This is a genomic window from Enterobacter sp. DC4 (assembly GCF_000568095.1).
Classification (GTDB): Bacteria; Pseudomonadota; Gammaproteobacteria; order Enterobacterales; family Enterobacteriaceae; genus Enterobacter; species Enterobacter pseudoroggenkampii.
Window position 1 is genome coordinate 411,122 of sequence record NZ_AZUB01000005.1, and the last position, 23,665, is coordinate 434,786.

The 23,665-nt window shown below is 55.1% G+C and carries 22 protein-coding genes and 1 other RNA gene; 14 read left to right on the forward strand and 9 right to left on the reverse strand.

Annotated elements, in window-relative coordinates; genetic code table 11:
* Positions 1 to 94: 94 nt before the first annotated feature.
* The 3 genes from P349_RS07530 to metK all read right to left on the reverse strand — a co-directional run bounded on the left by P349_RS07530 (position 95) and on the right by metK (position 3,549).
* On the reverse strand, positions 95 to 592 hold the full coding sequence (locus tag P349_RS07530) for a SprT family zinc-dependent metalloprotease (RefSeq protein WP_032650144.1): 498 nt from the start codon (positions 590 to 592) through the stop codon (positions 95 to 97).
* Positions 593 to 650: 58 nt separating this feature from the next.
* Positions 651 to 2,048: a galactose/proton symporter gene (galP, locus tag P349_RS07525; RefSeq protein WP_032650142.1), complete on the reverse strand. Its 1,398-nt coding sequence runs from the start codon at positions 2,046 to 2,048 to the stop codon at positions 651 to 653.
* A gap of 346 nt (positions 2,049 to 2,394) precedes the next feature.
* On the reverse strand, positions 2,395 to 3,549 hold the full coding sequence (metK, locus tag P349_RS07520) for a methionine adenosyltransferase (RefSeq protein ID WP_010435443.1): 1,155 nt from the start codon (positions 3,547 to 3,549) through the stop codon (positions 2,395 to 2,397).
* A 425-nt stretch (positions 3,550 to 3,974) separates the two neighbouring features.
* Here metK and P349_RS27070 point away from each other — a divergent pair, with 425 nt between their 5' ends.
* From P349_RS27070 to speB, 4 genes are all read left to right on the forward strand, one after another.
* On the forward strand, positions 3,975 to 4,118 hold the full coding sequence (locus tag P349_RS27070; RefSeq protein WP_419716730.1) for a hypothetical protein: 144 nt from the start codon (positions 3,975 to 3,977) through the stop codon (positions 4,116 to 4,118).
* 94 nt (positions 4,119 to 4,212) lie between these two features.
* Positions 4,213 to 4,344: an acid stress response protein YqgB gene (gene yqgB, locus P349_RS25630; protein ID WP_127312443.1), complete on the forward strand. Its 132-nt coding sequence runs from the start codon at positions 4,213 to 4,215 to the stop codon at positions 4,342 to 4,344.
* 8 nt (positions 4,345 to 4,352) lie between these two features.
* Positions 4,353 to 6,329 carry a biosynthetic arginine decarboxylase gene (gene speA, locus P349_RS07515; RefSeq protein ID WP_024906561.1) on the forward strand — a complete coding sequence of 659 codons (1,977 nt, stop codon included), beginning with the start codon at positions 4,353 to 4,355 and terminating at the stop codon, positions 6,327 to 6,329.
* A gap of 210 nt (positions 6,330 to 6,539) precedes the next feature.
* Positions 6,540 to 7,460, forward strand: a complete 921-nt coding sequence (speB, locus tag P349_RS07510) for an agmatinase (RefSeq protein ID WP_008499737.1) — start codon at positions 6,540 to 6,542, stop codon at positions 7,458 to 7,460.
* A gap of 51 nt (positions 7,461 to 7,511) precedes the next feature.
* On the opposite strand, the gene P349_RS07505 is transcribed toward speB, so the two are convergent.
* Complete coding sequence (locus P349_RS07505; RefSeq protein WP_032650141.1) at positions 7,512 to 8,780, reverse strand: OprD family outer membrane porin; 1,269 nt, start codon at positions 8,778 to 8,780, stop codon at positions 7,512 to 7,514.
* A 210-nt stretch (positions 8,781 to 8,990) separates the two neighbouring features.
* Positions 8,991 to 9,749: a M48 family metallopeptidase gene (locus P349_RS07500; RefSeq protein ID WP_032650140.1), complete on the reverse strand. Its 759-nt coding sequence runs from the start codon at positions 9,747 to 9,749 to the stop codon at positions 8,991 to 8,993.
* Positions 9,750 to 10,021: 272 nt separating this feature from the next.
* Between P349_RS07500 and tkt the strand changes: the two genes are divergently transcribed.
* From tkt to P349_RS07465, 7 genes are all read left to right on the forward strand, one after another.
* A complete protein-coding gene (tkt, locus tag P349_RS07495; protein ID WP_032650139.1) occupies positions 10,022 to 12,013 on the forward strand; it encodes a transketolase in 1,992 nt (663 codons plus the stop codon).
* Between the two features lie 341 nt (positions 12,014 to 12,354).
* Positions 12,355 to 13,374, forward strand: coding sequence for an erythrose-4-phosphate dehydrogenase (epd, locus tag P349_RS07490; RefSeq protein ID WP_023333324.1), 1,020 nt, complete (start codon positions 12,355 to 12,357; stop codon positions 13,372 to 13,374).
* A 49-nt stretch (positions 13,375 to 13,423) separates the two neighbouring features.
* Entirely contained in the window at positions 13,424 to 14,587 is a 1,164-nt protein-coding gene (gene pgk / locus P349_RS07485) for a phosphoglycerate kinase (RefSeq protein WP_024906565.1), read from the forward strand.
* Between the two features lie 92 nt (positions 14,588 to 14,679).
* Positions 14,680 to 15,759: a class II fructose-bisphosphate aldolase gene (fbaA, locus tag P349_RS07480; RefSeq protein WP_008499731.1), complete on the forward strand. Its 1,080-nt coding sequence runs from the start codon at positions 14,680 to 14,682 to the stop codon at positions 15,757 to 15,759.
* Between the two features lie 186 nt (positions 15,760 to 15,945).
* On the forward strand, positions 15,946 to 16,800 hold the full coding sequence (mscS, locus tag P349_RS07475) for a small-conductance mechanosensitive channel MscS (protein ID WP_024906566.1): 855 nt from the start codon (positions 15,946 to 15,948) through the stop codon (positions 16,798 to 16,800).
* A 145-nt stretch (positions 16,801 to 16,945) separates the two neighbouring features.
* A complete protein-coding gene (argO, locus tag P349_RS07470; protein ID WP_021242063.1) occupies positions 16,946 to 17,581 on the forward strand; it encodes an arginine exporter ArgO in 636 nt (211 codons plus the stop codon).
* A 91-nt stretch (positions 17,582 to 17,672) separates the two neighbouring features.
* A complete protein-coding gene (locus P349_RS07465; RefSeq protein ID WP_008499728.1) occupies positions 17,673 to 18,404 on the forward strand; it encodes an oxidative stress defense protein in 732 nt (243 codons plus the stop codon).
* A gap of 42 nt (positions 18,405 to 18,446) precedes the next feature.
* On the opposite strand, the gene argP is transcribed toward P349_RS07465, so the two are convergent.
* On the reverse strand, positions 18,447 to 19,340 hold the full coding sequence (argP, locus tag P349_RS07460) for a DNA-binding transcriptional regulator ArgP (RefSeq protein ID WP_008499727.1): 894 nt from the start codon (positions 19,338 to 19,340) through the stop codon (positions 18,447 to 18,449).
* Between the two features lie 127 nt (positions 19,341 to 19,467).
* On the opposite strand from argP, the gene rpiA reads away from it, so the two are divergent.
* Positions 19,468 to 20,127 carry a ribose-5-phosphate isomerase RpiA gene (rpiA, locus tag P349_RS07455; RefSeq protein ID WP_014885151.1) on the forward strand — a complete coding sequence of 220 codons (660 nt, stop codon included), beginning with the start codon at positions 19,468 to 19,470 and terminating at the stop codon, positions 20,125 to 20,127.
* Between the two features lie 266 nt (positions 20,128 to 20,393).
* Entirely contained in the window at positions 20,394 to 21,626 is a 1,233-nt protein-coding gene (serA, locus tag P349_RS07450; RefSeq protein WP_024906569.1) for a phosphoglycerate dehydrogenase, read from the forward strand.
* 107 nt (positions 21,627 to 21,733) lie between these two features.
* On the opposite strand, the gene P349_RS07445 is transcribed toward serA, so the two are convergent.
* The 3 genes from P349_RS07445 to zapA form a co-directional block, all read right to left on the reverse strand.
* On the reverse strand, positions 21,734 to 22,330 hold the full coding sequence (locus P349_RS07445) for a 5-formyltetrahydrofolate cyclo-ligase (protein ID WP_032650138.1): 597 nt from the start codon (positions 22,328 to 22,330) through the stop codon (positions 21,734 to 21,736).
* A gap of 24 nt (positions 22,331 to 22,354) precedes the next feature.
* Positions 22,355 to 22,538, reverse strand: a non-coding RNA gene (ssrS, locus tag P349_RS25640) — 6S RNA.
* A gap of 41 nt (positions 22,539 to 22,579) precedes the next feature.
* Positions 22,580 to 22,909, reverse strand: a complete 330-nt coding sequence (zapA, locus tag P349_RS07440) for a cell division protein ZapA (RefSeq protein ID WP_006811891.1) — start codon at positions 22,907 to 22,909, stop codon at positions 22,580 to 22,582.
* Positions 22,910 to 23,077: 168 nt separating this feature from the next.
* Here zapA and P349_RS07435 point away from each other — a divergent pair, with 168 nt between their 5' ends.
* Positions 23,078 to 23,656, forward strand: a complete 579-nt coding sequence (locus tag P349_RS07435; RefSeq protein WP_024906571.1) for a YecA/YgfB family protein — start codon at positions 23,078 to 23,080, stop codon at positions 23,654 to 23,656.
* The last annotated feature ends 9 nt before the right edge of the window (positions 23,657 to 23,665 follow it).

The window sequence follows — 23,665 nt, forward strand, 5'->3', positions numbered from 1 at the left end:
CTTACACTCCGTGTCAAAACGAGCCCGCAACGTAACGAATGTTGTTCCTGTATGCAATCAGTCAGATCAGGAAAGTTCCTGAAAGTTCAGACGATTATTCCGCAACCAGCGGCTCGCCGCATTTGACGCAGCGGTAGGTCGCCTCGCCACGCACCACGCGATTATGGCGACGGACGGTAAGCTGGTGCTGCTGACACTGGCAGCGGTAGGGGAAGGTATTGCGGCGCACCGATTCCAGCTCGAACTGATGGGTACGGCGTGCCGGAACGCCGAGCACTGCCTCCATCATCCACTTCCACTCTTTTCCATGCGGCGCGACGCGGCCAAAGTGTTTCCACACCAGCAGATGTGCCAGCTCGTGCGGTACCACTTCCTCGATAAACGCCTGCTGGTTTTCCATCATCAGCACCGGGTTAAGGCGGATCTCATACGACTCGAGCCAGGCGGTACCGGCCGAGGTTCCACGCTGCTGGTAGACGAGTTTGGGTTCAGGATAATTGCGACCGAGCTTCAGGTTCGCCTGGGCGAGTTTTTCCCGCAGGCTGCGCATAACGGCCTGCTGAATGGCGATGGGGAGACGGGGTGCTTTCATAGGGGCAGAGCATAAAGCGCGAAGCGGGGAGGCGCAAGAGGCGCCTCCCGCAAGATAATTAGTCGTGAGCGCCGATTTCGCGCAGAGGACGACCTTTCATCAGGTTACGTTCAATATGTTCCAGCGAAACGTGTTTGGTTTCTGGAACCAGCCAGATGGTCAGCACAATAAAGAAGATGTTCAGACCGGCGTAGACCCAGAAGGTGTTCGCGTTGCCCAGGGTATTGAGCATGGTCAGGAACGTTGCGCCAACGATCATGTTGGCAACCCAGTTGGTTGCGGTAGAGCAGGTGATACCAAAATCACGCCCTTTCAGCGGCTGAATCTCCGAGCACAGTACCCAGATCAGCGGACCGGCGCTCATCGCAAACCCGACAATAAACATCAGCAGCATGCCTACCGCAAAGTACTGGGCGGTTGGGGAGTGAATGCCCACATGCATCATGGTACCGAGGACGCCCATACCGGCCGCCATCACCAGGAAGCCCAGCGTCAGGGTTGGCTTACGTCCCCAGCGGTCCACCAGACCGATGGCGATAAAGGTCGCCAGCACGTTGGTCAGACCCACGATGACGGTCCCCCACATCTGCTCGGTGGTGTTGGTATAACCCGCCAGCTCAAAGATTTTTGGCGCGTAGTACATGATGACGTTCATCCCGGTGAACTGCTGCATGACCTGCAGCAGCACGCCAAGGAACACCGCACGGCGGAAGTTGCTGTTCTCTTTAAACAGCGCCCAACCGGACTGTTTGACCTTCAGGCTTTCGCGGATCTCTTCCAGCTCGTTTTTCGCTTCGGCGCTGGTGTCGCGCAGGCGCATCAGCACGCGTTCGGCATCGTGGAATCGACGTTTGGCGGCGAACCAGCGCGGGCTGTCCGGCAGGAAGAAGACGCCAATCAGCAGCAGGATGGCCGGGATGATGATCACGCCGAGCATCCAGCGCCATGCGCCGCTGTAGCTAAACGCGGTATCGGAAAGGTACGCGCCCAGGATACCGATGGTGATCATCAGCTGGTACATCGAAATCATACTGCCGCGGATTTTCTCCGGCGCGATTTCAGACAGGTAAAGCGGGGCGGTATAGGACGCCACGCCCACGGCCAGACCAAGCAGCACGCGTGAAACCAGCAGAACCTCAACGTTAGGCGCTGCGGCAGAGAAGAGTGAACCGGCAACGAACAGGATCGCGCCGATCATCAGGCTCTTTTTACGCCCGAGCTTGAAGGAGAGCCAGCCGCTGCCGACGGCCCCGACGGCAGCGCCAAACATCATGGAGCTGACCACCCATTCCTGGGTGTGAGCGCTGATCTGGAACTCGTCAGTGATGAAAGGTAATGCACCGGCAATCACGCCGATATCCAGGCCAAAAAGTAATCCTGCCAGGGCGGCGAGGAAACAGACGAAGAATGTCATCGCCTTGTTGGACGTACGCCCCTGTTTTTTATTGTCAGGCATTATGCCCTCCAGTTGGGTTATCAGTTTTATTGATGTAAAGGGTAGGTGAGTGACTCGTAAAAATATGTGAGATTAATCACATAGGTGTAATCGGTTACACTAACGTGGAACCGTAAAAATAATTAAAGCTTTGAAAATATAGAGGTAAACGAGGTGATGCGCATCGCGTTTGTTAGAATTTCGGACTTAACTGAAATGAAATGTAACAGCAGAAGAAAGGCGATCAGGCAAAGAGAATATTCTGAAAGCGGAAGATATCCGCTGCGGTGTAATCGGTTCCAAATAACCGCCACCCGACAAAAAAGGCCAGCCCGAAGGCTGGCCTTTTAAAAGCGATGTCAGTCGATTACTTCAGACCGGCAGCTTCACGCAGCAGGGCGGCTTTGTCGGTTTTTTCCCATGGGAAATGTTCACGACCAAAGTGACCGTATGCTGCGGTTTCTTTGTAGATTGGGTGCAGCAGATCCAGCATCTGAATCAGGCCGTATGGACGCAGGTCGAAGAACTCGCGTACCAGCAGCGTCAGCTGTTCTGAAGGCACTTTCTCGGTACCGAAGGTTTCAACCATGATGGAGGTTGGTTCAGCCACGCCGATAGCGTAGGAAACCTGGATCTCACAGCGGTCAGCCAGGCCGGCGGCAACGATGTTTTTCGCCACATAACGTGCCGCGTACGCCGCAGAACGGTCAACTTTAGACGGATCTTTACCGGAGAACGCACCGCCACCGTGACGCGCCATGCCGCCGTAGGTATCAACGATGATTTTACGACCGGTCAGACCGCAGTCACCCATTGGGCCGCCGATAACGAAGCGTCCGGTTGGGTTGATGAAGAATTTGGTCGCAGAGCTCAGCCATTCGGTCGGCAGAACCGGCTTGATGATCTCTTCCATCACTGCTTCCTGCAGGGATTTCTGATCGATATCTTCGGAGTGTTGAGTAGAAAGCACTACCGCGTCAATCCCAACGATTTTGCCGTCGTCATACTGGAAGGTGACCTGGCTTTTTGCATCCGGACGCAGCCACGGCAGGGTGCCGTTCTTACGCACTTCAGCCTGACGCTGCACCAGACGGTGTGCGTAGGTGACCGGTGCTGGCATCAGCACGTCGGTTTCGTTGGTTGCATAGCCGAACATCAGACCCTGGTCACCCGCGCCCTGTTCCAGCGGATCGGCACGGTCAACGCCCTGGTTGATGTCTGGAGACTGTTTGCCAATCGCGCTCAGTACCGCGCAGGAGTTGGCATCAAAGCCCATATCAGAATGCACATAGCCGATCTCACGCACCGTGTTACGGGTGATCTCTTCGATATCAACCCATGCGCTGGTGGTAATCTCACCGCCAACCAGAACCATGCCGGTTTTGACATAGGTTTCACACGCGACGCGCGCTTTTGGATCCTGCGCCAGGATCGCATCCAGCACCGCATCGGAGATTTGGTCAGCAATTTTATCAGGATGTCCTTCTGATACGGACTCGGACGTAAACAGGTGTTTTGCCATGTTTTATTTCACCTAAGAGGAATTTGGTTAGCTCAAGCTGCTGTGTGGAATAGCCAAAGGAGATAATTCTACCAAGGCCTGCAGGTTTTTGACACTGGCAGTATGAGTGTTAATCAGTATAGATGGATTAACATCTGGATGGCTATTTTAGGTCACTTCTTCGCCCGATTTCCAGTTTTTTTTGACTAACCTCTCACTCAGTTGAAATTGCTGCTGGCAATAATTCCTGACGGCCCCGGCAACACGCGCATTTTTGTTTTGCTTTTTAGCCCCCTTCTCGGTATAAAACGCGGCGCGCGGCTCATATAAAATAAGCGCTCGATGAACTCATCGTGTCGCCACTTCCAGCCGGGTTAAGCAGTGAACTTTTAGCTTTGGCTTGGGGTCCGTTTCAGCAGAGGCGGCCGTGGAGGTGATACGAGATAATGAACCATCGTTTTCCGCTAATTCAGCGCAGCCGTTCTGGCGCGTATTTGATTCCCGCAACCCGCATTTCTAGTCTGCAAACCTGCCGATGTTATACCCATCTCGGCGCTTCTCAGGATTCCAGGGCCGGTCACGCTTTGTGAAAACTGAACAAGGGCGCTCTTGTTAATACAAGAGTTTTCTCGTGGTTTCGCCGAACCTTGTCATACAGAGTTCGGATACGTGTTTTACAATGATATGAATAAGAAACCGGTCGCACGGTCTGGATTTCAGCATACTCTGCTGGGAAACGGAGCCGTTTATGGGTTGTTATCGCCGTATAACGCTGCGATAGTAGTCAACTGTTTTACACTTAATACAAAGAGTTGAGGTTCGCTATGTCTGACGACATGTCTTCTTTTTCGCCTTCGTCAGCGGGCGAACAGGGTGTACTACGTTCTATGCAGGAGGTTGCGATGAGCTCCGAGGAAGCCAGCAAGATGCTGCGCACTTACAATATTGCCTGGTGGGGCAATAACTACTACGACGTCAACGAACTGGGCCACATCAGTGTCTGCCCGGATCCGGACGTCCCTGAAGCGCGCGTGGACCTTGCTAAACTGGTGAAAGCCCGTGAAGCTCAGGGCCAGCGTTTGCCTGCACTGTTCTGCTTCCCGCAGATCCTGCAACATCGCCTGCGTTCTATTAACGCCGCCTTCAAGCGCGCGCGTGAGTCCTACGGCTATAAAGGCGACTACTTCCTGGTTTACCCAATCAAGGTAAACCAGCACCGCCGCGTGATTGAATCCCTGATCCACTCCGGCGAGCCGCTGGGGCTGGAAGCTGGCTCCAAAGCGGAGCTGATGGCGGTTCTGGCGCATGCGGGCATGACCCGTTCGGTGATCGTCTGTAACGGCTATAAAGACCGTGAATACATTCGTCTGGCACTGATTGGCGAGAAGATGGGCCACAAGGTCTATCTGGTTATCGAAAAGATGACCGAAATCGCCATCGTGCTGGAAGAGGCCGAGCGTCTGAACGTGGTGCCACGCCTTGGCGTGCGTGCGCGTCTGGCGTCACAGGGTTCCGGTAAATGGCAGTCCTCCGGCGGCGAAAAATCCAAGTTCGGCCTGGCGGCGAACCAGGTGCTGCAGCTGGTGGAAATCCTGCGCGAGCGCGGTCGTCTCGACAGCATTCAGCTGCTGCACTTCCACCTCGGCTCGCAGATGGCCAACATTCGCGACATCGCCACCGGCGTGCGTGAATCCGCGCGGTTCTACGTTGAGCTGCACAAGCTTGGCGTGAACATTCAGTGCTTCGACGTGGGCGGCGGCCTGGGCGTGGACTACGAAGGGACCCGCTCGCAGTCGGACTGCTCCGTGAACTACGGCCTGAACGAATACGCGAACAATATCATCTGGGCGATCGGCGATGCCTGTGAAGAGAACGGCCTGCCGCACCCGACGGTAATCACCGAATCCGGCCGCGCGGTCACCGCGCACCATACGGTGCTGGTCTCTAACATCATCGGCGTTGAGCGTAGCGAAATCACCGAAGCGACGCCTCCGGCAGACGATGCCCCGCGTTCCCTGCAAAGCATGTGGGAAACCTGGCAGGAAATGCACGAGCCGGGCACGCGTCGTTCCCTGCGCGAATGGCTGCACGACAGCCAGATGGACCTGCATGACATCCACGTGGGGTATTCCTCAGGCACCTTCAGCCTGCAGGAGCGCGCGTGGGCGGAGCAGCTCTATCTGAACATGTGCCATGAAGTGCAGAAACAGCTCGACCCGAGCAACCGTGCGCACCGTCCGATTATCGACGAGCTGCAGGAGCGTATGGCGGATAAGATTTACGTCAACTTCTCGCTGTTCCAGTCAATGCCGGATGCCTGGGGTATCGACCAGCTGTTCCCGGTTCTGCCGCTGGAAGGGCTGAACCACGCCCCGGAACGTCGCGCGGTGCTGCTGGACATCACCTGTGACTCCGACGGTGCTATCGACCACTACGTTGACGGCGACGGTATCGCAACGACGATGCCAATGCCGGAGTACGACCCGGAGAACCCGCCGATGCTGGGCTTCTTTATGGTCGGCGCGTATCAGGAGATCCTCGGCAACATGCACAACCTGTTCGGTGATACCGAGGCGGTTGACGTGTTTGTCTTCCCTGACGGCAGCGTGGAAGTTGAGCTGTCTGACGAAGGGGATACCGTGGCGGACATGCTGGAATACGTTCAGCTGGATCCGAAAACCCTGCTGACGCAGTTCCGCGACCAGGTGAAAAACACCGGGCTGGACGATGCGCTGCAGCAGCAGTTCCTGGAAGAGTTTGAAGCGGGTCTGTACGGGTACACCTACCTGGAAGACGAGTAGGAAAACCTCCCTCTCCCTGTGGGAGAGGGGCGGGGTGAGGGCATCAGTCCGCACAATGCCCTATACTCACTTGAACCCGTATGCATTACCGGCGATAATTCGCCCCAATAAGCGATTTACGAATCAATCCCTTCCTCGTCGGGTTTAACGACGCGGAGGGGATTTTTTTTCATCTGTTTTTAATGTATCGACTTTAAAAGAGGTCAGGACATGAGCACTTTAGGTCATCAGTACGATAACTCTCTGGTATCTAACGCGTTTGGTTTTTTACGCCTTCCAATGAACTTCCAGCCGTACGACAGCGACGCGGACTGGGTGATCACTGGCGTGCCGTTCGATATGGCAACATCTGGCCGTGCGGGTGGTCGTCACGGCCCGGCGGCGATTCGTCAGGTTTCCACTAATCTGGCCTGGGAGCATAACCGCTTCCCGTGGAACTTCGACATGCGCGAGCGCCTGAACGTGGTGGACTGCGGTGACCTGGTGTATGCCTTTGGTGACGCGCGTGAGATGAGCGAAAAGCTGCAGGCGCACGCCGAGAAGCTGCTGGCTGCCGGTAAGCGCATGCTCTCCTTCGGCGGCGACCACTTCGTGACCCTGCCGCTGCTGCGTGCCCATGCCAAGCACTTCGGTAAAATGGCGCTGGTACACTTTGATGCGCATACCGACACCTACGCGAACGGCTGTGAGTTTGACCACGGCACCATGTTCTTCACCGCGCCGAACGAAGGTCTGATCGACCCGAACCACTCCGTGCAGATCGGTATTCGCACCGAGTTCGACAAGGACAACGGTTTCACCGTGCTGGATGCGGGTCAGGTTAACGATCGCGGCGTAGATGACATCCTCGCGCAGGTGAAGCAGATCGTGGGTGATATGCCTGTGTATCTGACCTTCGACATCGACTGCCTGGATCCGGCATTTGCACCGGGTACCGGTACGCCGGTGATCGGCGGCCTGACCTCAGACCGCGCTATCAAGCTGGTGCGCGGCCTGAAGGATCTGAACATTGTCGGGATGGACGTGGTGGAAGTGGCGCCTGCGTATGACCAGTCCGAAATCACTGCGCTGGCCGCAGCGACCCTGGCACTGGAAATGCTCTACATCCAGGCTGCCAAAAAAGGCGAATAAGCCTCTCCTGGCGTGAAAAAAACCTCTCCCTGGAGAGGTTTTTTATTGCCTTTAGAACACGTTAATCGGGTATTCCACGTAAGCGCGGATTTCGTCCCCGCCCACGTTATAGTCGCTGGCGTTGCTTGAGACGCGCAGCACGGAGTAGCGCAGTTTCAGTTTCAGATCCTTCGCCGGGCCATCCTGCACCTGGTACTGGATCTGGTTAAACCACTCGTGCTCTTTACCGTTGCTGGTTTCAGCGGTTTTGATGTTATCGCCGCGCACGTAGGCGGTGGTCCAGCTCAGGCCCGGTAAACCAAGGCCGCCAAAGTCCAGACCGTAGGATGCCTGCCAGGAACGTTCATCTTCGCCGTTAAAATCAGACCAGTAGGAGTTCGCCAGCCAGATGGTGTTACCGCCGTCACCCACGCCGCCCTGGTCGCGATAGCCGCCATAGTTGTAGCCGGTGCTGCCGCTGCTCTGCTGGTAGGCCACTTTGAACGTGTGAATATCCCAGATGTAGCTCGCCGCCAGGCTCCAGATGGTGTTGCTGCGGCCCGTCTCGAGGCTGTCAGCGTAACCCTGGTCCAGACGGGAGTTATAGCCGTTGAAGTCGAGCACCAACTGCTGCCCGGTGCTGAACGGCTGTTTGAAGTTCAGGCCCAGATACTGCTTGTTCATCACCTCTTCATTATGAGAGGCGTACAGCGCGCCGCTGAACTGGTCGTTGAACTGGTAGCTTGCGCCGCCGAAGGAGAGGCTCTTCAGCCCGCTGTCGTGGCGGTCATCGCTTTTACGCTGCTCGTCGGTGAAGTAACCGGCGTTGATTTCCAGACCGTCGAGCTCTTTTGAGGTCAACATAGCGCCGGTGTAGCTTTCAAACAGCAGGCGGGAGCTGTCGGCATTGATGATAGGCAGCTCAGGACGCTGATTCCCGTAGCTCAGCACGGTGTTCGATATGCGCATTTTGGCGGTTGCGCCAAACTTTGCCAGATCGGATTTTGCCCGGCCATCATCTTCCTGTTTAAAGAAGTCGATGCCGCCTGCGCCGCTTTTGCCCCGGCCGCCGTCCAGGCGCACGCCGTATTGAGCAATACCGTCCACACCAAAGCCCACCAGCCCTTCGGTATAGCCGGATGCAAACGTGGCGATGATCCCCTGACCCCATTCGGCTTTGTCCTGCTGGCCCTGATGGTAGTCGCGGCTGATATAGGCATTGCGTAAAAACAGATCCAGATGGCTGTCGTCAATAAAACCCTGACTGTCGGATTGCTGGCTTGCAGCGGCAGGTAATGCGGCAAATAAACTTAAAGCAATTAATGATAATTCTTTTTTCACGGAGGGAACGTCTCTGTCTGGATATATTAATTTGAATAACTGCGGAAGTGATAATTACCGGAAAAAGTGACCTTTGCAATAATTATGTGACCAGACATTTCAATATGATAACGTAGATTTGGCGGGGCTTGCAGGGGTGTTATCGATATGTGCTGTTAAGTTAACAATTCATGCGAAATAAAAAGGAGGCAAAACTGCCTCCTTCTGAAATTATTTAATTCCGTCTGCAGCCATACGGTCGCGAATATGCTGTGCGCGCTCTTCTGAGGCTGGGTGATCGTCAAACATGGAGCTTTGACGTCCCGCTTCCAGTTTGGCCAGTTTTTCAAAGCTGGTGGCTAAACCTGATGGATTAATGCCGCGTTTGCGCAACAGATCGTAGGAGTAATCATCCGCTTCGGACTCCTGGCGCTGGGAGAACTGGGAGTTAACCAGCTTTTCACCTACGTCGCCAAGCTGCGACTGCGACAGGCTGCCAACGATACCGCCCGCTGAGGCCGCCGCTGCGCGGATGGCGTTGGTGCCTAAAGCAACCTGCATCCCTTTCTTCACGTGGCCCAGGGCAACGTGGCCCATTTCATGGCCGATGACCGCTTCCACTTCGTTGTCGGTCATCATGTCCATCAGCCCGCTATAGACGCGGATGCAGCCGTTCGCCATCGCGAAGGCGTTCACGTCTTTCGCCATGTACACCTTGTAGTTCACCGGCTGGCCGTTGATGTTATCGCCCAGCGCAGAAGCAATCTTATCCAGACGCTGCGTGTAGGTACTGTTAGCCGGCGCAAGCGTGGCTTTTCCGTCCATATCTTTACAGGCCTGGTCGCTCAGCGCTTTTACCTGCGCATCGCTCAGGGAATAGGCCTGAAAGGCCTCTGCGCCTGAGGTCATCAGGCCGTTAGAATCCATATTCTGACAGCCGCTCAGCAGGAGCGTTGTACCCAGGGCCAGCACTATTGCACGCATTTTCATGAGGTTGCTTCCGTACTCGTTAATCTGAATAAAATCCGAAAAGTGCACCGTCAGCGAAGCCGGTGTCGCGCTAAGTATAAGGAATATCTACAGGGCCGGGCGAGTAGATTGCGCAACATGCGAGCATGATCCAGAGATTTCTTAAGCTGCAAAAGAATGGTCCATGTACATGGCATGCCGCTTGGGTTACATTGTTGGCACTTTTTTCCGGCGTAGCCCAAAACGCGCTGTCGTCAAGGGCATGGCCTTTAACAGTCCGATCTGGAGTTAAAATGTCCTCACGTAAAGAGCTTGCTAATGCTATTCGTGCGCTGAGCATGGACGCAGTACAGAAAGCCAAATCCGGCCACCCAGGGGCCCCTATGGGTATGGCTGATATCGCCGAAGTCCTGTGGCGCGATTTCCTGAACCACAACCCGCAGAACCCGTCATGGGCTGACCGCGACCGTTTCGTACTGTCTAACGGCCACGGCTCTATGCTGATCTATAGCCTGCTGCACCTCACCGGCTACGATCTGCCAATTGAAGAGCTGAAAAACTTCCGTCAGCTGCACTCTAAAACTCCAGGTCACCCGGAAGTGGGCTACACCGCTGGCGTAGAAACCACCACCGGTCCGCTGGGTCAGGGTATTGCTAACGCTGTGGGTATGGCGATTGCTGAGAAGACGCTGGCGGCGCAGTTCAACCGTCCTGGTCACGACATCGTTGACCACTTCACCTATGCGTTCATGGGCGACGGCTGCATGATGGAAGGCATTTCTCACGAAGTGTGCTCCCTGGCAGGTACCCTGAAGCTGGGCAAACTGGTTGCGTTCTATGACGACAACGGTATCTCCATCGACGGTCACGTTGAAGGCTGGTTCACCGACGACACCGCTAAACGTTTCGAAGCCTACGGCTGGCACGTTGTGCGTGGCGTTGATGGCCACGATGCTGACTCGATTAAACGTGCAGTAGAAGAAGCGCGCGCGGTGACGGACAAGCCGTCCCTGCTGATGTGCAAAACCATCATCGGCTTCGGTTCGCCGAACAAAGCGGGTACGCACGACTCCCACGGCGCGCCGCTGGGCGACGCGGAAATCGCACTGACCCGCGAAGCGCTGGGCTGGAAACACCCTGCATTCGAAATCCCATCTGAGATCTACGCTCAGTGGGATGCAAAAGAAGTGGGCCAGGCGAAAGAAGCGGCCTGGAACGAGAAGTTCGCTGCTTACGCGAAAGCGTTCCCGCAGGAAGCGGCTGAATTCACCCGTCGTATGAAAGGCGACATGCCGTCTGACTTCGACGCGAAAGCGAACGAGTTCATCGCTAAGCTGCAGGCGAACCCGTCTAAAATCGCGAGCCGTAAAGCGTCTCAGAATGCGATTGAAGCGTTCGGTCCTCTGCTGCCTGAATTCCTCGGCGGCTCCGCTGACCTGGCGCCATCTAACCTGACCCTGTGGTCCGGTTCTAAGCCAATCAACGAAGATACTGCCGGTAACTACATCCATTACGGTGTACGTGAATTCGGTATGACTGCGATTGCCAACGGTATCTCCCTGCACGGTGGTTTCTTGCCGTACACCTCTACCTTCCTGATGTTCGTTGAATATGCACGTAACGCCGTGCGTATGGCCGCGCTGATGAAACAGCGTCAGGTGATGGTCTACACCCACGACTCCATCGGTCTGGGCGAAGACGGTCCAACTCACCAGCCGGTAGAGCAGGTGGCTTCCCTGCGCGTGACCCCGAACATGAGCACATGGCGTCCGTGTGACCAGGTTGAATCCGCGGTAGCGTGGAAATACGGCGTTGAGCGTCAGGACGGTCCAACCGCGCTGATCCTCTCCCGTCAGAACCTGGCGCAGCAGGAGCGTACCCCTGAGCAGCTGGCGAACATCGCTCGCGGTGGTTACGTGCTGAAAGATAGCGCGGGCCAGCCAGAGCTGATCTTCATCGCCACCGGTTCTGAAGTTGAACTGGCTGTGGCAGCGTGGGAAAAACTGACTGCCGAAGGCGTGAAGGCGCGCGTGGTCTCCATGCCGTCTACCGACGCGTTTGACAAGCAGGATGCCGCTTACCGTGAATCCGTGCTGCCTAAAGCGGTTTCCGCTCGCGTGGCAGTGGAAGCGGGTATCGCTGACTACTGGTTCAAATACGTGGGCCTGAACGGCGCTATCGTCGGTATGACCACCTTCGGTGAGTCTGCTCCGGCAGAGCAGCTGTTCGAAGAATTCGGCTTCACCGTTGAGAACGTTGTCGCGAAAGCGAAAGAACTGCTGTAATCGTTTGTACGGTGCGGGCTGATGCCCTCACCCCAGCCCTCTCCCACTGGGAGAGGGTGCAAACACTAAAAACGGTAACCTCTCGGTTACCGTTTTGCTTTTACCTCGCCGTAAATTATTCCACCTAAAATGTGACGCAAGTCATATAGCTCGCTTATTCATCTGGACAGACATTCCTTTTATTCCCCGATTCGCTTATTCTTGCTGAAGCGTTTCAGTCGATTAAATGTTCGACAATTGACCAATCAATCGCAGTTTGTGACAGCAAGGATTCCCCTTCGGGCGTAGCTGGATTACTCTTTCAGCCACCTCAAACTCAGGGATTGCTTTGCAGGAGATCTATGACCGTACGCGTAGCGATTAATGGCTTCGGTCGCATCGGACGTAATGTGGTTCGTGCTTTGTATGAATCCGGACGTCGGGCGGAAATAACCGTGGTGGCAATCAATGAACTGGCGGATGCTACGGGCATGGCGCATTTGTTGAAATACGACACCAGCCACGGACGATTTGCCTGGGATGTGCGCCAGGAAAGAGATCAGCTCTTTGTGGGTGACGACGCTATTCGTGTGCTGCATGAGAACAGCATCTCCGGGCTACCCTGGCGTGAACTGGGTGTGGATGTGGTGCTTGACTGTACCGGTGTCTACGGCAACCGCGAACATGGCGAAGCGCATCTGGCTGCCGGCGCGAAAAAAGTCCTGTTTTCTCATCCCGGCAGTAACGACCTCGACGCGACTGTCGTGTTTGGCGTCAACCAGCATGAGCTGCAGGCCGAACACCGCATTGTTTCCAACGCCTCCTGTACCACCAACTGCATTATTCCGGTCATCAAACTGTTAGACGATGCGTATGGCATTGAATCCGGCACCGTGACCACGATTCACTCCGCCATGCACGATCAGCAGGTTATCGACGCCTACCATCCGGATTTACGACGCACTCGCGCGGCGAGCCAGTCAATCATTCCGGTGGATACGAAACTGGCGGCAGGGATCACCCGAATTTTTCCGCAGTTTAATGACCGGTTTGAAGCGATTGCCGTGCGTGTTCCAACGATTAACGTCACTGCAATCGACCTTAGCGTGACGGTGAAAAAACCGGTAAAAGCCTGTGAAGTCAACCTGTTGCTGCAAAAAGCGGCACAGGGGGCATTTCATGGTATAGTTGACTATACGGAATTACCGTTGGTCTCAGTAGATTTTAACCACGACCCGCACAGCGCCATCGTTGATGGCACGCAAACGAGGGTTAGTGGTGCACACCTTATCAAGACGCTGGTCTGGTGTGATAACGAATGGGGCTTTGCTAACCGAATGCTCGACACCACGTTAGCAATGGCCGCTCAAGGTTTCAGGTAAGACGCATTGTGCGTCTGCAAAACTTTAAGAATCAACGAGAGGATTCACCATGTCTGTAATTAAGATGACCGATCTGGATCTGGCTGGTAAACGCGTTTTCATCCGTGCCGATCTGAACGTACCGGTTAAAGATGGCAAAGTGACCAGCGACGCGCGTATCCGAGCATCTCTGCCAACCATCGAACTGGCTCTGAAGCAGGGCGCGAAAGTGATGGTCACCTCCCACCTGGGTCGTCCAACTGAAGGCGAGTACAACGAAGAGTTCTCTCTGCTGCCAGTGGTTAATTACCTGAAAGACAAACTGTCCAACCCGGTTCGCCTGGTGAAAGATTATCTGGACGGCGTTGACGTTGCAGCCGGTGAACTGGTTGTTCTGGAAAACGTTCGCTTCAACAAAGGCGAAAAGAAAGACGACGAAACCCTGTCCAAAAAATATGCTGCACTGTGCGACGTATTCGTGATGGATGCCTTCGGTACGGCTCACCGCGCGCAGGCGTCAACCCACGGTATCGGTAAATTCGCAGACGTAGCGTGTGCCGGTCCTCTGCTGGCTGACGAACTGGAAGCGCTGGGTAAAGCACTGAAAGAACCTGCTCGTCCAATGGTGGCTATCGTTGGTGGTTCTAAAGTTTCTACCAAACTGACCGTTCTGGATTCTCTGTCTAAAATCGCTGACCAGCTGATCGTTGGCGGTGGTATCGCGAACACCTTCGTTGCCGCTCAGGGCCACAACGTGGGTAAATCCCTGTACGAAGCAGACCTGGTTGACGAAGCCAAACGCCTGCTGAGCACCTGCGATATCCCGGTTCCAACTGACGTTCGCGTCGCGACCGAGTTCTCCGAAACCGCAACCGCGACTCTGAAGTCTGTAAACGACATCAAAGATGAAGAGCAGATTCTGGACCTGGGCGACGTTTCTGCACAGAAACTGGCTGAAATCCTCAAAAATGCAAAAACTATCCTGTGGAACGGTCCGGTAGGCGTGTTCGAATTCCCGAACTTCCGCAAAGGGACTGAAATCGTTGCTAACGCTATCGCAGACAGCGAAGCGTTCTCTATCGCAGGCGGTGGTGACACCCTGGCAGCAATCGACCTGTTCGGTATCGCTGACAAGATCTCCTACATCTCCACTGGTGGCGGCGCATTCCTCGAATTCGTGGAAGGCAAAGTACTGCCAGCAGTAGCAATGCTCGAAGAGCGCGCTAAGAAGTAAGCCATTCAAGGGCAGGGAAACCTGCCCAATTTTCAGCGCGCTTTTAAGAGCTCGCACCTTTTCTAACGGCCGAAGATACAGGACTAAGCAACATGTCTAAAATTTTTGATTTCGTAAAACCTGGCGTTATCACTGGTGATGACGTACAGAAAGTGTTCCAGGTAGCTAAAGAAAACAACTTCGCTCTGCCAGCAGTTAACTGCGTGGGTACCGACTCCATCAACGCCGTACTGGAAACTGCTGCTAAAGTTAAAGCTCCAGTTATCGTTCAGTTCTCTAACGGCGGCGCTGCGTTCATCGCAGGTAAAGGCGTGAAAACTGACATTCCTCAGGGTGCTGCAATCCTGGGCGCTATCTCTGGTGCGCACCACGTTCACCAGATGGCTGAGCACTACGGTGTTCCAGTTATCCTGCACACTGACCACTGCGCGAAGAAACTGCTGCCGTGGATCGACGGTCTGCTGGACGCGGGTGAAAAACACTTCGCGGCAACCGGTAAGCCACTGTTCTCTTCTCACATGATCGACCTGTCTGAAGAGTCACTGCACGAAAACATCGAAATCTGCTCTAAGTACCTGGCGCGCATGGCCAAAATGGACATGACCCTGGAAATCGAACTGGGTTGCACCGGTGGTGAAGAAGACGGCGTGGACAACAGCCACATGGACGCTTCTGCACTGTACACCCAGCCAGAAGACGTTGATTACGCTTACACCGAGCTGAGCAAAATCAGCCCACGCTTCACCATTGCAGCGTCCTTCGGTAACGTACACGGCGTTTACAAACCAGGCAACGTGGTTCTGACCCCAACCATCCTGCGTGATTCTCAGGAATACGTTTCCAAGAAACACAACCTGCCGCACAACAGCCTGAACTTCGTCTTCCACGGCGGTTCCGGTTCTTCTGCTCAGGAAATCAAAGACTCCGTAAGCTACGGCGTAGTGAAAATGAACATCGATACCGACACCCAGTGGGCAACATGGGACGGTATCCTGCAGTACTACAAAGCGAACGAAGCTTACCTGCAGGGCCAGCTGGGCAACCCGAAAGGCGAAGACCAGCCGAACAAGAAATACTACGATCCACGCGTATGGCTGCGCGCTGCCCAGACGTCCATGGTGACCCGTCTGGAGCAGGCTTTCAAAGAACTGAACGCGATCGACGTTCTGTAATTTGAGCTGCTAACAGCATCAGAAGGCCCGCAAATGCGGGCCTTTTTTTATGCTTTTTCAATACCCTGCCGGACCGGTTTTTGTGATCTGTTTGGCAATACTTGCGCTTTTTGTTTACCCTTTACGGACCTGCCTGTCTCCATGGGGGATGGATTTTGTGTTTTGGTTTAACAAAAGGAAGAATAAATGGAACAACTCGATGTTGTAGACAGCATCAATAACGCCGGTAACTGGCTGGTGCGTAACCAGGCGCTGCTGCTGAGCTATGCCGTGAACATCGTCGCGGCGATTGCCATCATCATCGTCGGGATGATCGTGGCGCGTATCGTATCGAACGCGGTTAACCGCGTCATGCTGGCCCGTCACATTGACGCCACGGTGGCTGACTTCCTCTCCGCACTGGTGCGCTACGGCATTATCGCCTTTACGCTGATTGCGGCGCTGGGCCGCGTGGGCGTGCAGACCGCCTCCGTCATTGCCGTTCTCGGTGCCGCCGGTCTGGCCATTGGTCTGGCGCTGCAGGGCTCGCTTTCAAACCTGGCGGCAGGCGTTTTGCTGGTCACCTTCCGTCCGTTCCGCTCCGGCGAATACGTTGACCTTGGCGGCATTGCCGGAACCGTGTTGCAGGTGCAGATTTTCTCAACGACCATGCGTACCGTCGATGGCCGCATCGTGGTCGTGCCGAACGGGAAAATCATCGCGGGCAACATCATTAACTTCTCCCGTGAGCCGGTGCGTCGTAATGAGCTGATTATCAGCGTGGCGTACGACTCCGATATTGATCAGGTGAAGTCGCTGATTAGCAACATCATTGCTTCAGACGATCGCATTCTGAAAGACAAAGAGCAGACGGTTCGCCTGAACGAACTGGGCGCGTCCTCCATTAACTTCGTGGTGCGCATCTGGAGCAAGAGCAGCGATCTGCAAAACGTGTACTGGGACGTGCTGGAACGCATTAAGCGCGACTTCGACGCCAACGGCATCAGCTTCCCGTACCCGCAGATGGACGTAAACGTCAAAAAAGTTAAAGAAGCAGAATAACGTCACCCGTAGGCCCGGTAAGCGCTAGCGCCACCGGGCTTTATTTTTATAAGCTCCGCTAATACCCAATTAAAATTATCCATTTCCTCTAATGTGATTTGCGCAGTATAGTCGGCTTCCAGAACAACACTGCGAGAAAATCGTCATGCTATCTTATTATTTTCAAGGGCTTGCATTAGGCGCGGCCATGATCCTTCCGCTCGGCCCGCAAAATGCGTTCGTGATGAACCAGGGCATCCGCCGCCAGTATCATCTGATGATTGCCCTGCTGTGCGCGGTAAGCGATTTACTGCTGATCTGTGCCGGGATTTTTGGCGGCAGTGCATTGCTGATGCAGTCTCCCTGGCTGCTGGCGCTGGTCACCTGGGGCGGCGTGGCGTTTCTGCTCTGGTATGGTTTTGGTGCCCTGAAAACGGCGATGAGCAGCAACCTCGAGCTGGCGAGCGCGGAGGTCATGAAGCAGGGCCGCTGGAAGATTATCGTCACCATGCTGGCGGTCACCTGGCTTAATCCGCATGTTTATCTGGACACCTTTGTGGTGCTGGGCAGCCTGGGCGGTCAACTGGACGTAGAGCCGAAACGCTGGTTTGCGCTCGGTACGGTCAGCGCCTCGTTCCTCTGGTTCTTCGGTCTCGCCATTCTGGCGGCATGGCTGGCACCTCGTCTGCGTACGGCCAAAGCCCAGCGCATCATTAATACCCTGGTGGGGCTGGTGATGTGGTTTATTGCTTTTCAGCTGGCAAAAGAGGGAATTCATCACGTTCAGGAATTGTTCAACTAATCCTTGTCTTATGGACAACTGAATAAGACCCGCTAAGCTTGCTGGCATGCGCCCTGTTAATGGGCACTCTTCGCAACATGGAGGAATAACAGTGAAGTTTAAGGTGATGGCCCTGGCGGCATTAGTAAGTTTTGGTGCGGTGTCGGTGCAGGCAAGTGAACTGCCGGATGGTCCGCACATCGTCACGTCAGGCACCGCAAGCGTGGACGCGGTACCCGATGTTGCAACCCTGGCAATTGAGGTCAATGTGGCGGCGAAAGATGCGGCGACGGCCAAGAAGCAGGCTGACGATCGCGTTGCGCAATACCTCTCTTTCCTCGAGCAGAACGGTGTCGGTAAAAAAGATATCAACTCCGCGAACCTGCGTACTCAACCCGATTACGACTACCAGAATGGTAAAAGCATCCTGAAGGGCTACCGCGCCGTGCGTACCGTTGAAGTGACCGTGCGTCAGCTGGATAAGCTTAACTCGCTGCTGGATGGTGCGCTGAAGGCAGGTCTGAACGAAATTCGTTCCGTGTCGCTGGGCGTTGCGCAACCGGAGAAATACAAAGACGAAGCGCGTAAAGCGGCGATTGATGATGCCATTCACCAGGCGGAACAGCTGGCTTCTGGCTTTAAGAGCAAGCTCGGCCCGGTTTACAGCGTGCGTTACCACGTCTCTAACTACCAGCCAAGCCCGATGGTACGGATGATGAAGGCTGATGCAGCCCCGGTGTCCGCTCAGGAAACTTACGAGCAGCCAACCATTCAGTTCGACGATCAGGTGGATGTGGTCTTCCAGCTGGAACCCGTTGCAGCACAGCCGAAACCGGCTCAGTAATCTGTAGGCCGGGTAAGGCGAAGCCGCCACCCGGCTTATTTTTTAATCCTGTCTCAACACCTTGTGCCCGTACGCCAGCAGCGCGTCAGTGACGTTGCGCATCATCCGGCTTTCCGGCGCAAAACGGTGCCAGTAGAGCATCCGACGCTGATACAGCCCCGGCGTTAAGTCAATCAGCTCACCGCTTTTCAATTCTTTCTCAATCTGCAGATGCGGGATCATGCAGCAGGTGGTGCCCTGACGCGCAAGCTGCACGAAGGCTTCAGACGAGTTAACGATATGGCACGGCACGCTGCCCGGCGGCAGATCGAAGTTTTGCTGCAGGAACGCCTGATGCATATCGTCCAGATGGTCGAACGCCACGGCAGGGGCTTTCAGCAGCGCCGCGCGGGTGACGCCGTTCGGGAAGTAGCGCTCGGCAAAGGCTTTTGAACCCACAAACAGGTAATCCAGTGCGCCTAACTGATCGACAAGGCAGCTCGGCAACGCCTGAGGCTGGATACTGACCGCCCCAACTACCTCACCGCGACGCAGGCGCTCCTGGGTACGGGTTTCATCTTCAACCTGTAAATTCAGGCGGATAGGGGAGTCAGCTAATACCGGCGCCAGGGCCGGCAGCAGCCAGGTCGCCAGACTGTCGGCGTTGACCGCCAGAGAGAGCAGCAGCGGCGTAGAGCCCGTTTGTTCGTCACCCAGCCACTCGTCTTCCAGCAGTTCAACCTGGCGCAGCAGGGCGAGGAGCTTTTGTCCTTGCTCGGTTGGACGTGGCGGCACGGTACGCACCAGCAGCGGCTGGCCGAACATATTTTCAAGCTGTTTGATACGCTGTGATACGGCGGACTGCGTGATGCAAAGCTTTTGCGCCGCGCGCTCAAAACCTCGTTCACGAATAACTGCATCAAGTGCCTGTAGTGTTCTGTAGTCCGGACGTTTCATTGCTCTGGCTGGCTCCTTAATTTTGCTTATTCTGCACTATGACACAATTTTCCCTTTGTGGCAGACGAATTCCATTCGACGTGTTCTATAATGCGCCCTGAGTTTTCACACCACAGGCAAAACGATCATGACGCAGGATGAACTGAAAAAAGCAGTAGGATGGGCCGCTCTCCAGTACGTACAGCCGGGTACCATTGTCGGTGTCGGTACGGGATCAACCGCGGCACACTTTATCGATGCGCTGGGCACGATGAAGGGGCAGATCGAGGGCGCGGTTTCCAGCTCTGATGCTTCCACGGAAAAGCTGAAAAGCCTCGGCATTACCGTTTTCGATCTCAACGAAGTGGATCGTCTGGGGATTTACGTTGATGGCGCGGATGAAATCAACGGCCACATGCAGATGATCAAAGGCGGCGGCGCGGCGCTGACGCGCGAAAAAATCATCGCCTCCGTTGCGGACAAGTTTATCTGCATCGCAGACGCCTCCAAGCAGGTCGACATTCTGGGCAATTTCCCCCTGCCGGTCGAAGTGATCCCGATGGCGCGCAGCGCGGTTGCCCGTCAGCTGGTGAAGCTGGGCGGTCGTCCGGAATATCGTCAGGGCGTAGTCACCGACAACGGTAACGTGATCCTCGACGTTCACGGTCTGGAAATTCTCGACGCGATTGCGCTGGAAAATGCCATCAACGCTATCCCAGGCGTAGTGACCGTAGGGCTATTCGCCAATCGTGGCGCGGACGTGGCACTGATCGGCACCGCTGACGGCGTGAAAACCATCGTAAAATGATCTGACGGGGGGAGTCCTCCCCCCGCTAAAAAATTTTTGAAAAGCTAAATTCGGTGACTTGTGTCACGTTTTTGGGCCTCTTTTGCCGATCCTGCCGCGTTTGTAAATTTCCATAGCATTTTCCTCTGACATTTTGCTCTGTATGACTTTTCTTCAGAGTGCCGACGCAAACGTTCATATTGCTGCAATAGTTTTTTTTGATATGTTGGCTACAGCGGATTCATATCCAGCACAACATCAGTTCAGACAAAAACAGGGTCGGGTAAATGGCAAAGGTATCACTGGAGAAAGACAAGATTAAATTCCTGCTAGTCGAGGGCGTGCATCAAAAAGCAATCGATAGCCTTCGTGCGGCAGGTTACACCAACATCGAATTTCACAAAGGGGCGCTCGATACCGAAGAGCTGAAAGCGTCCATCCGTGATGCCCACTTCATTGGCCTGCGATCCCGTACTCACCTGACTGAAGACGTTATTGCTGCGGCGGAAAAGCTGGTGGCTATCGGCTGCTTCTGCATCGGTACCAACCAGGTTGACCTGAATGCTGCTGCCAGACGCGGTATTCCCGTCTTCAACGCCCCGTTCTCCAACACCCGTTCCGTGGCGGAGTTGGTGATTGGCGAACTGCTGCTGCTGCTGCGCGGCATTCCTGAAGCGAACGCCAAAGCGCACCGCGGTGTGTGGAACAAGCTGGCGTCTGGCTCCTATGAAGCGCGTGGTAAAAAGCTGGGGATTATCGGCTACGGCCATATCGGTACGCAGCTCGGTATTCTGGCGGAATCCCTGGGTATGCATGTGTTTTTCTACGATATCGAAAGCAAGCTGCCGCTGGGTAACGCCACCCAGGTTCAACACCTCTCTGATCTGCTGAACATGAGCGACGTGGTGAGCCTCCACGTGCCGGAAAATGCGTCCACCAAAAACATGATGGGCGCGGAAGAGCTGGCGCTGATGAAGCCGGGCTCACTGCTGATTAACGCCGCGCGCGGCACGGTTGTCGATATCCCGGCACTGGCGGATGCGCTGAAGCGTAAGCACCTGGCGGGCGCGGCCATTGACGTGTTCCCGACGGAGCCTGCCACCAACAGCGATCCGTTTACCTCTCCGCTGTGCGAGTTCGACAACGTGATCCTGACGCCGCACATTGGCGGTTCTACCCAGGAAGCGCAGGAGAATATCGGTCTGGAAGTGGCGGGTAAACTGAGCAAATACTCCGACAACGGTTCTACGCTCTCTGCCGTGAACTTCCCGGAAGTGTCTCTGCCGCTGCACGGTGGTCGTCGTCTGCTGCACATCCACGAAAACCGTCCGGGCGTTCTGACCGCGATCAACCAGATCTTTGCCGAGCAGGGCGTCAACATCGCCGCGCAGTATCTGCAAACGAACTCGCAGATGGGTTACGTGGTCATTGATATCGAAGCGGATGACGATGTTGCCGAGAAAGCGTTGCTGAGCATGAAGTCTATTGCGGGGACGATTCGCGCGCGTCTGCTGTACTGATGGTGCGAGGTAAATGCAAAACGGTAACGATAGTTACCGTTTTTTATGTTTTCACCCTCTCCCTGTGGGAGAGGGCTGGGGTGAGGGCATCAGGCTGCACGCCTGTTTCACCACTCCCACAACTTCGATGGCGTCACCACCGCCGGCAACGGCACATCCCATTTTTCTACCGGCAACGCCTCCACGCCCTGACAATCATGCGCGTAGCCCACCGGCTGCAACCCATACTGCTGCCAGTTTTGCAGCGTCCGGTCGTAAAAACCACCACCCATTCCCAGGCGCTGTCCCTGCTCATCAAACGCCACCAGCGGCGTAATCAGTACATCCAGCTGTGACAGTGGGAGCACGTCGCGCACGTCGAGTTTCGGCTCGGTGATTTTCAGGCGATTCACCACCAGCTCGCTGTGCGGGTGGTAGTGCAGAAACAGCAGATTACCGTCGCTAAACGGGTGCAGCACCGGCAGGTAGACTTTCTTCCCGGCGCGCCAGAGCTGCTCTATCAGCGGTTGGGTATCCAGCTCTCCATCAAATGACAGAAACAGCGCAACGGTATGCGCCATTACGACAGGGGGATACGCCATCATACGGGCGGCGGCCTGCTGGGCAAAATGCGCTTGCTGATCGGCGGTTAACGCACGACGGCGCTGACGAATGAGCTGACGGATGTCCTGGCGTGAAGCAGAAACTTCAGGGAATTGAGTCATGGTAGTCGGTAGAAGAAAAGAGAGGGAATCTCCGAGATGCCGCCGCAGGCTGTAACCCTTGAACCCTTGGTTCAAGGTGAATGTGTCGTCATAGTTTTAAGGCTTCTCGGACGGACCGAGCATGCTCACCAACCATGGAGCGCCACATTCTTGTGGTATGAAATATCGGCTCAGGGGACTGGCCCGCTTGCGAACATCTCAGAGAAATTTTGTCTTCACAGTTACTCTACCATAGTCAACTGAGAAGTGTTATTCAAACTTGGGTCCCGGTCTTTCGGGATTGCGACCTTGATCAAGCAATGCCTGTTCTATGGTCTGCTGGAGCATTTTAATGCGCTGCTCCATGCTTGCCGCGTAGTCGCGGGTCTTCGCTTTTTCCTGAGTCAGTTCATAGCTGATGTTCAACGCGGCGATGAAAACCAGCTGCTCAGTATTTGTGACTCTAGTGCGTTCTTTTAGATCTTGCAACCGCTGATTCAAATCGTCCGCTGCCTGATTCAAAGCATCCCTTTGTTCAGGCGGACAATTCACTCGCAGTGAACGGCCAAAAATCTGGAGATCGACGGGTTGTGCAGACATGCCACCTTCCTGCTGATTGACTGCGCTGCCTTCGCTTACTGCCCCGGGGGCTGCGAAGGGGCGACACTATAGCTACCCTGATGTGAAGATACAAGCCCTTTTCTGGTATCACCAGGGTCCAAAGTGGTAGCATATCATGAAACTTCCCCCCTTTGACGACGAATGCTCATGTCTATACAGAACGAAATGCCTGGTTACAAGGATTTAAACCAGTTACTGAACCAGCAGGGAGTCGGTTTAACCCCTGCCGAAATGCACGGTCTGATCAGTGGCATGCTGTGCGGCGGAAACAGCGACAGCTCATGGCAGCCGCTGATCCACGACCTCACGAATGAAGGGCTGGCGTTTGGTCACGAGCTGGCGGAAGCGCTGCGTAAAATGCATGCCGCCATCAGTGATTCGCTGGAAGACGATGGCTTCCTTTTTCAGCTTTATCTGCCTGAAGGCGACGACGTCAGCGTGTTCGATCGCGCCGATGCGCTGGCCGGCTGGGTAAACCACTATCTGCTGGGGCTGGGCGTCACGCAGCCTAAACTGGATAAAGTCACCGGCGAAGCGGGTGAAGCGATCGACGATCTGCGCAACATCGCCCAGCTTGGCTACGACGAAGACGAAGACCAGGAAGAGCTGGAAATGTCGCTTGAAGAGATCATCGAGTACGTGCGCGTGGCGGCACTGCTGTGCCACGACAACTTCACGCGCTCACAGCCGACCGCGCCGGAAGTCCGCAAGCCAACCTTACATTAAGAAAAATAA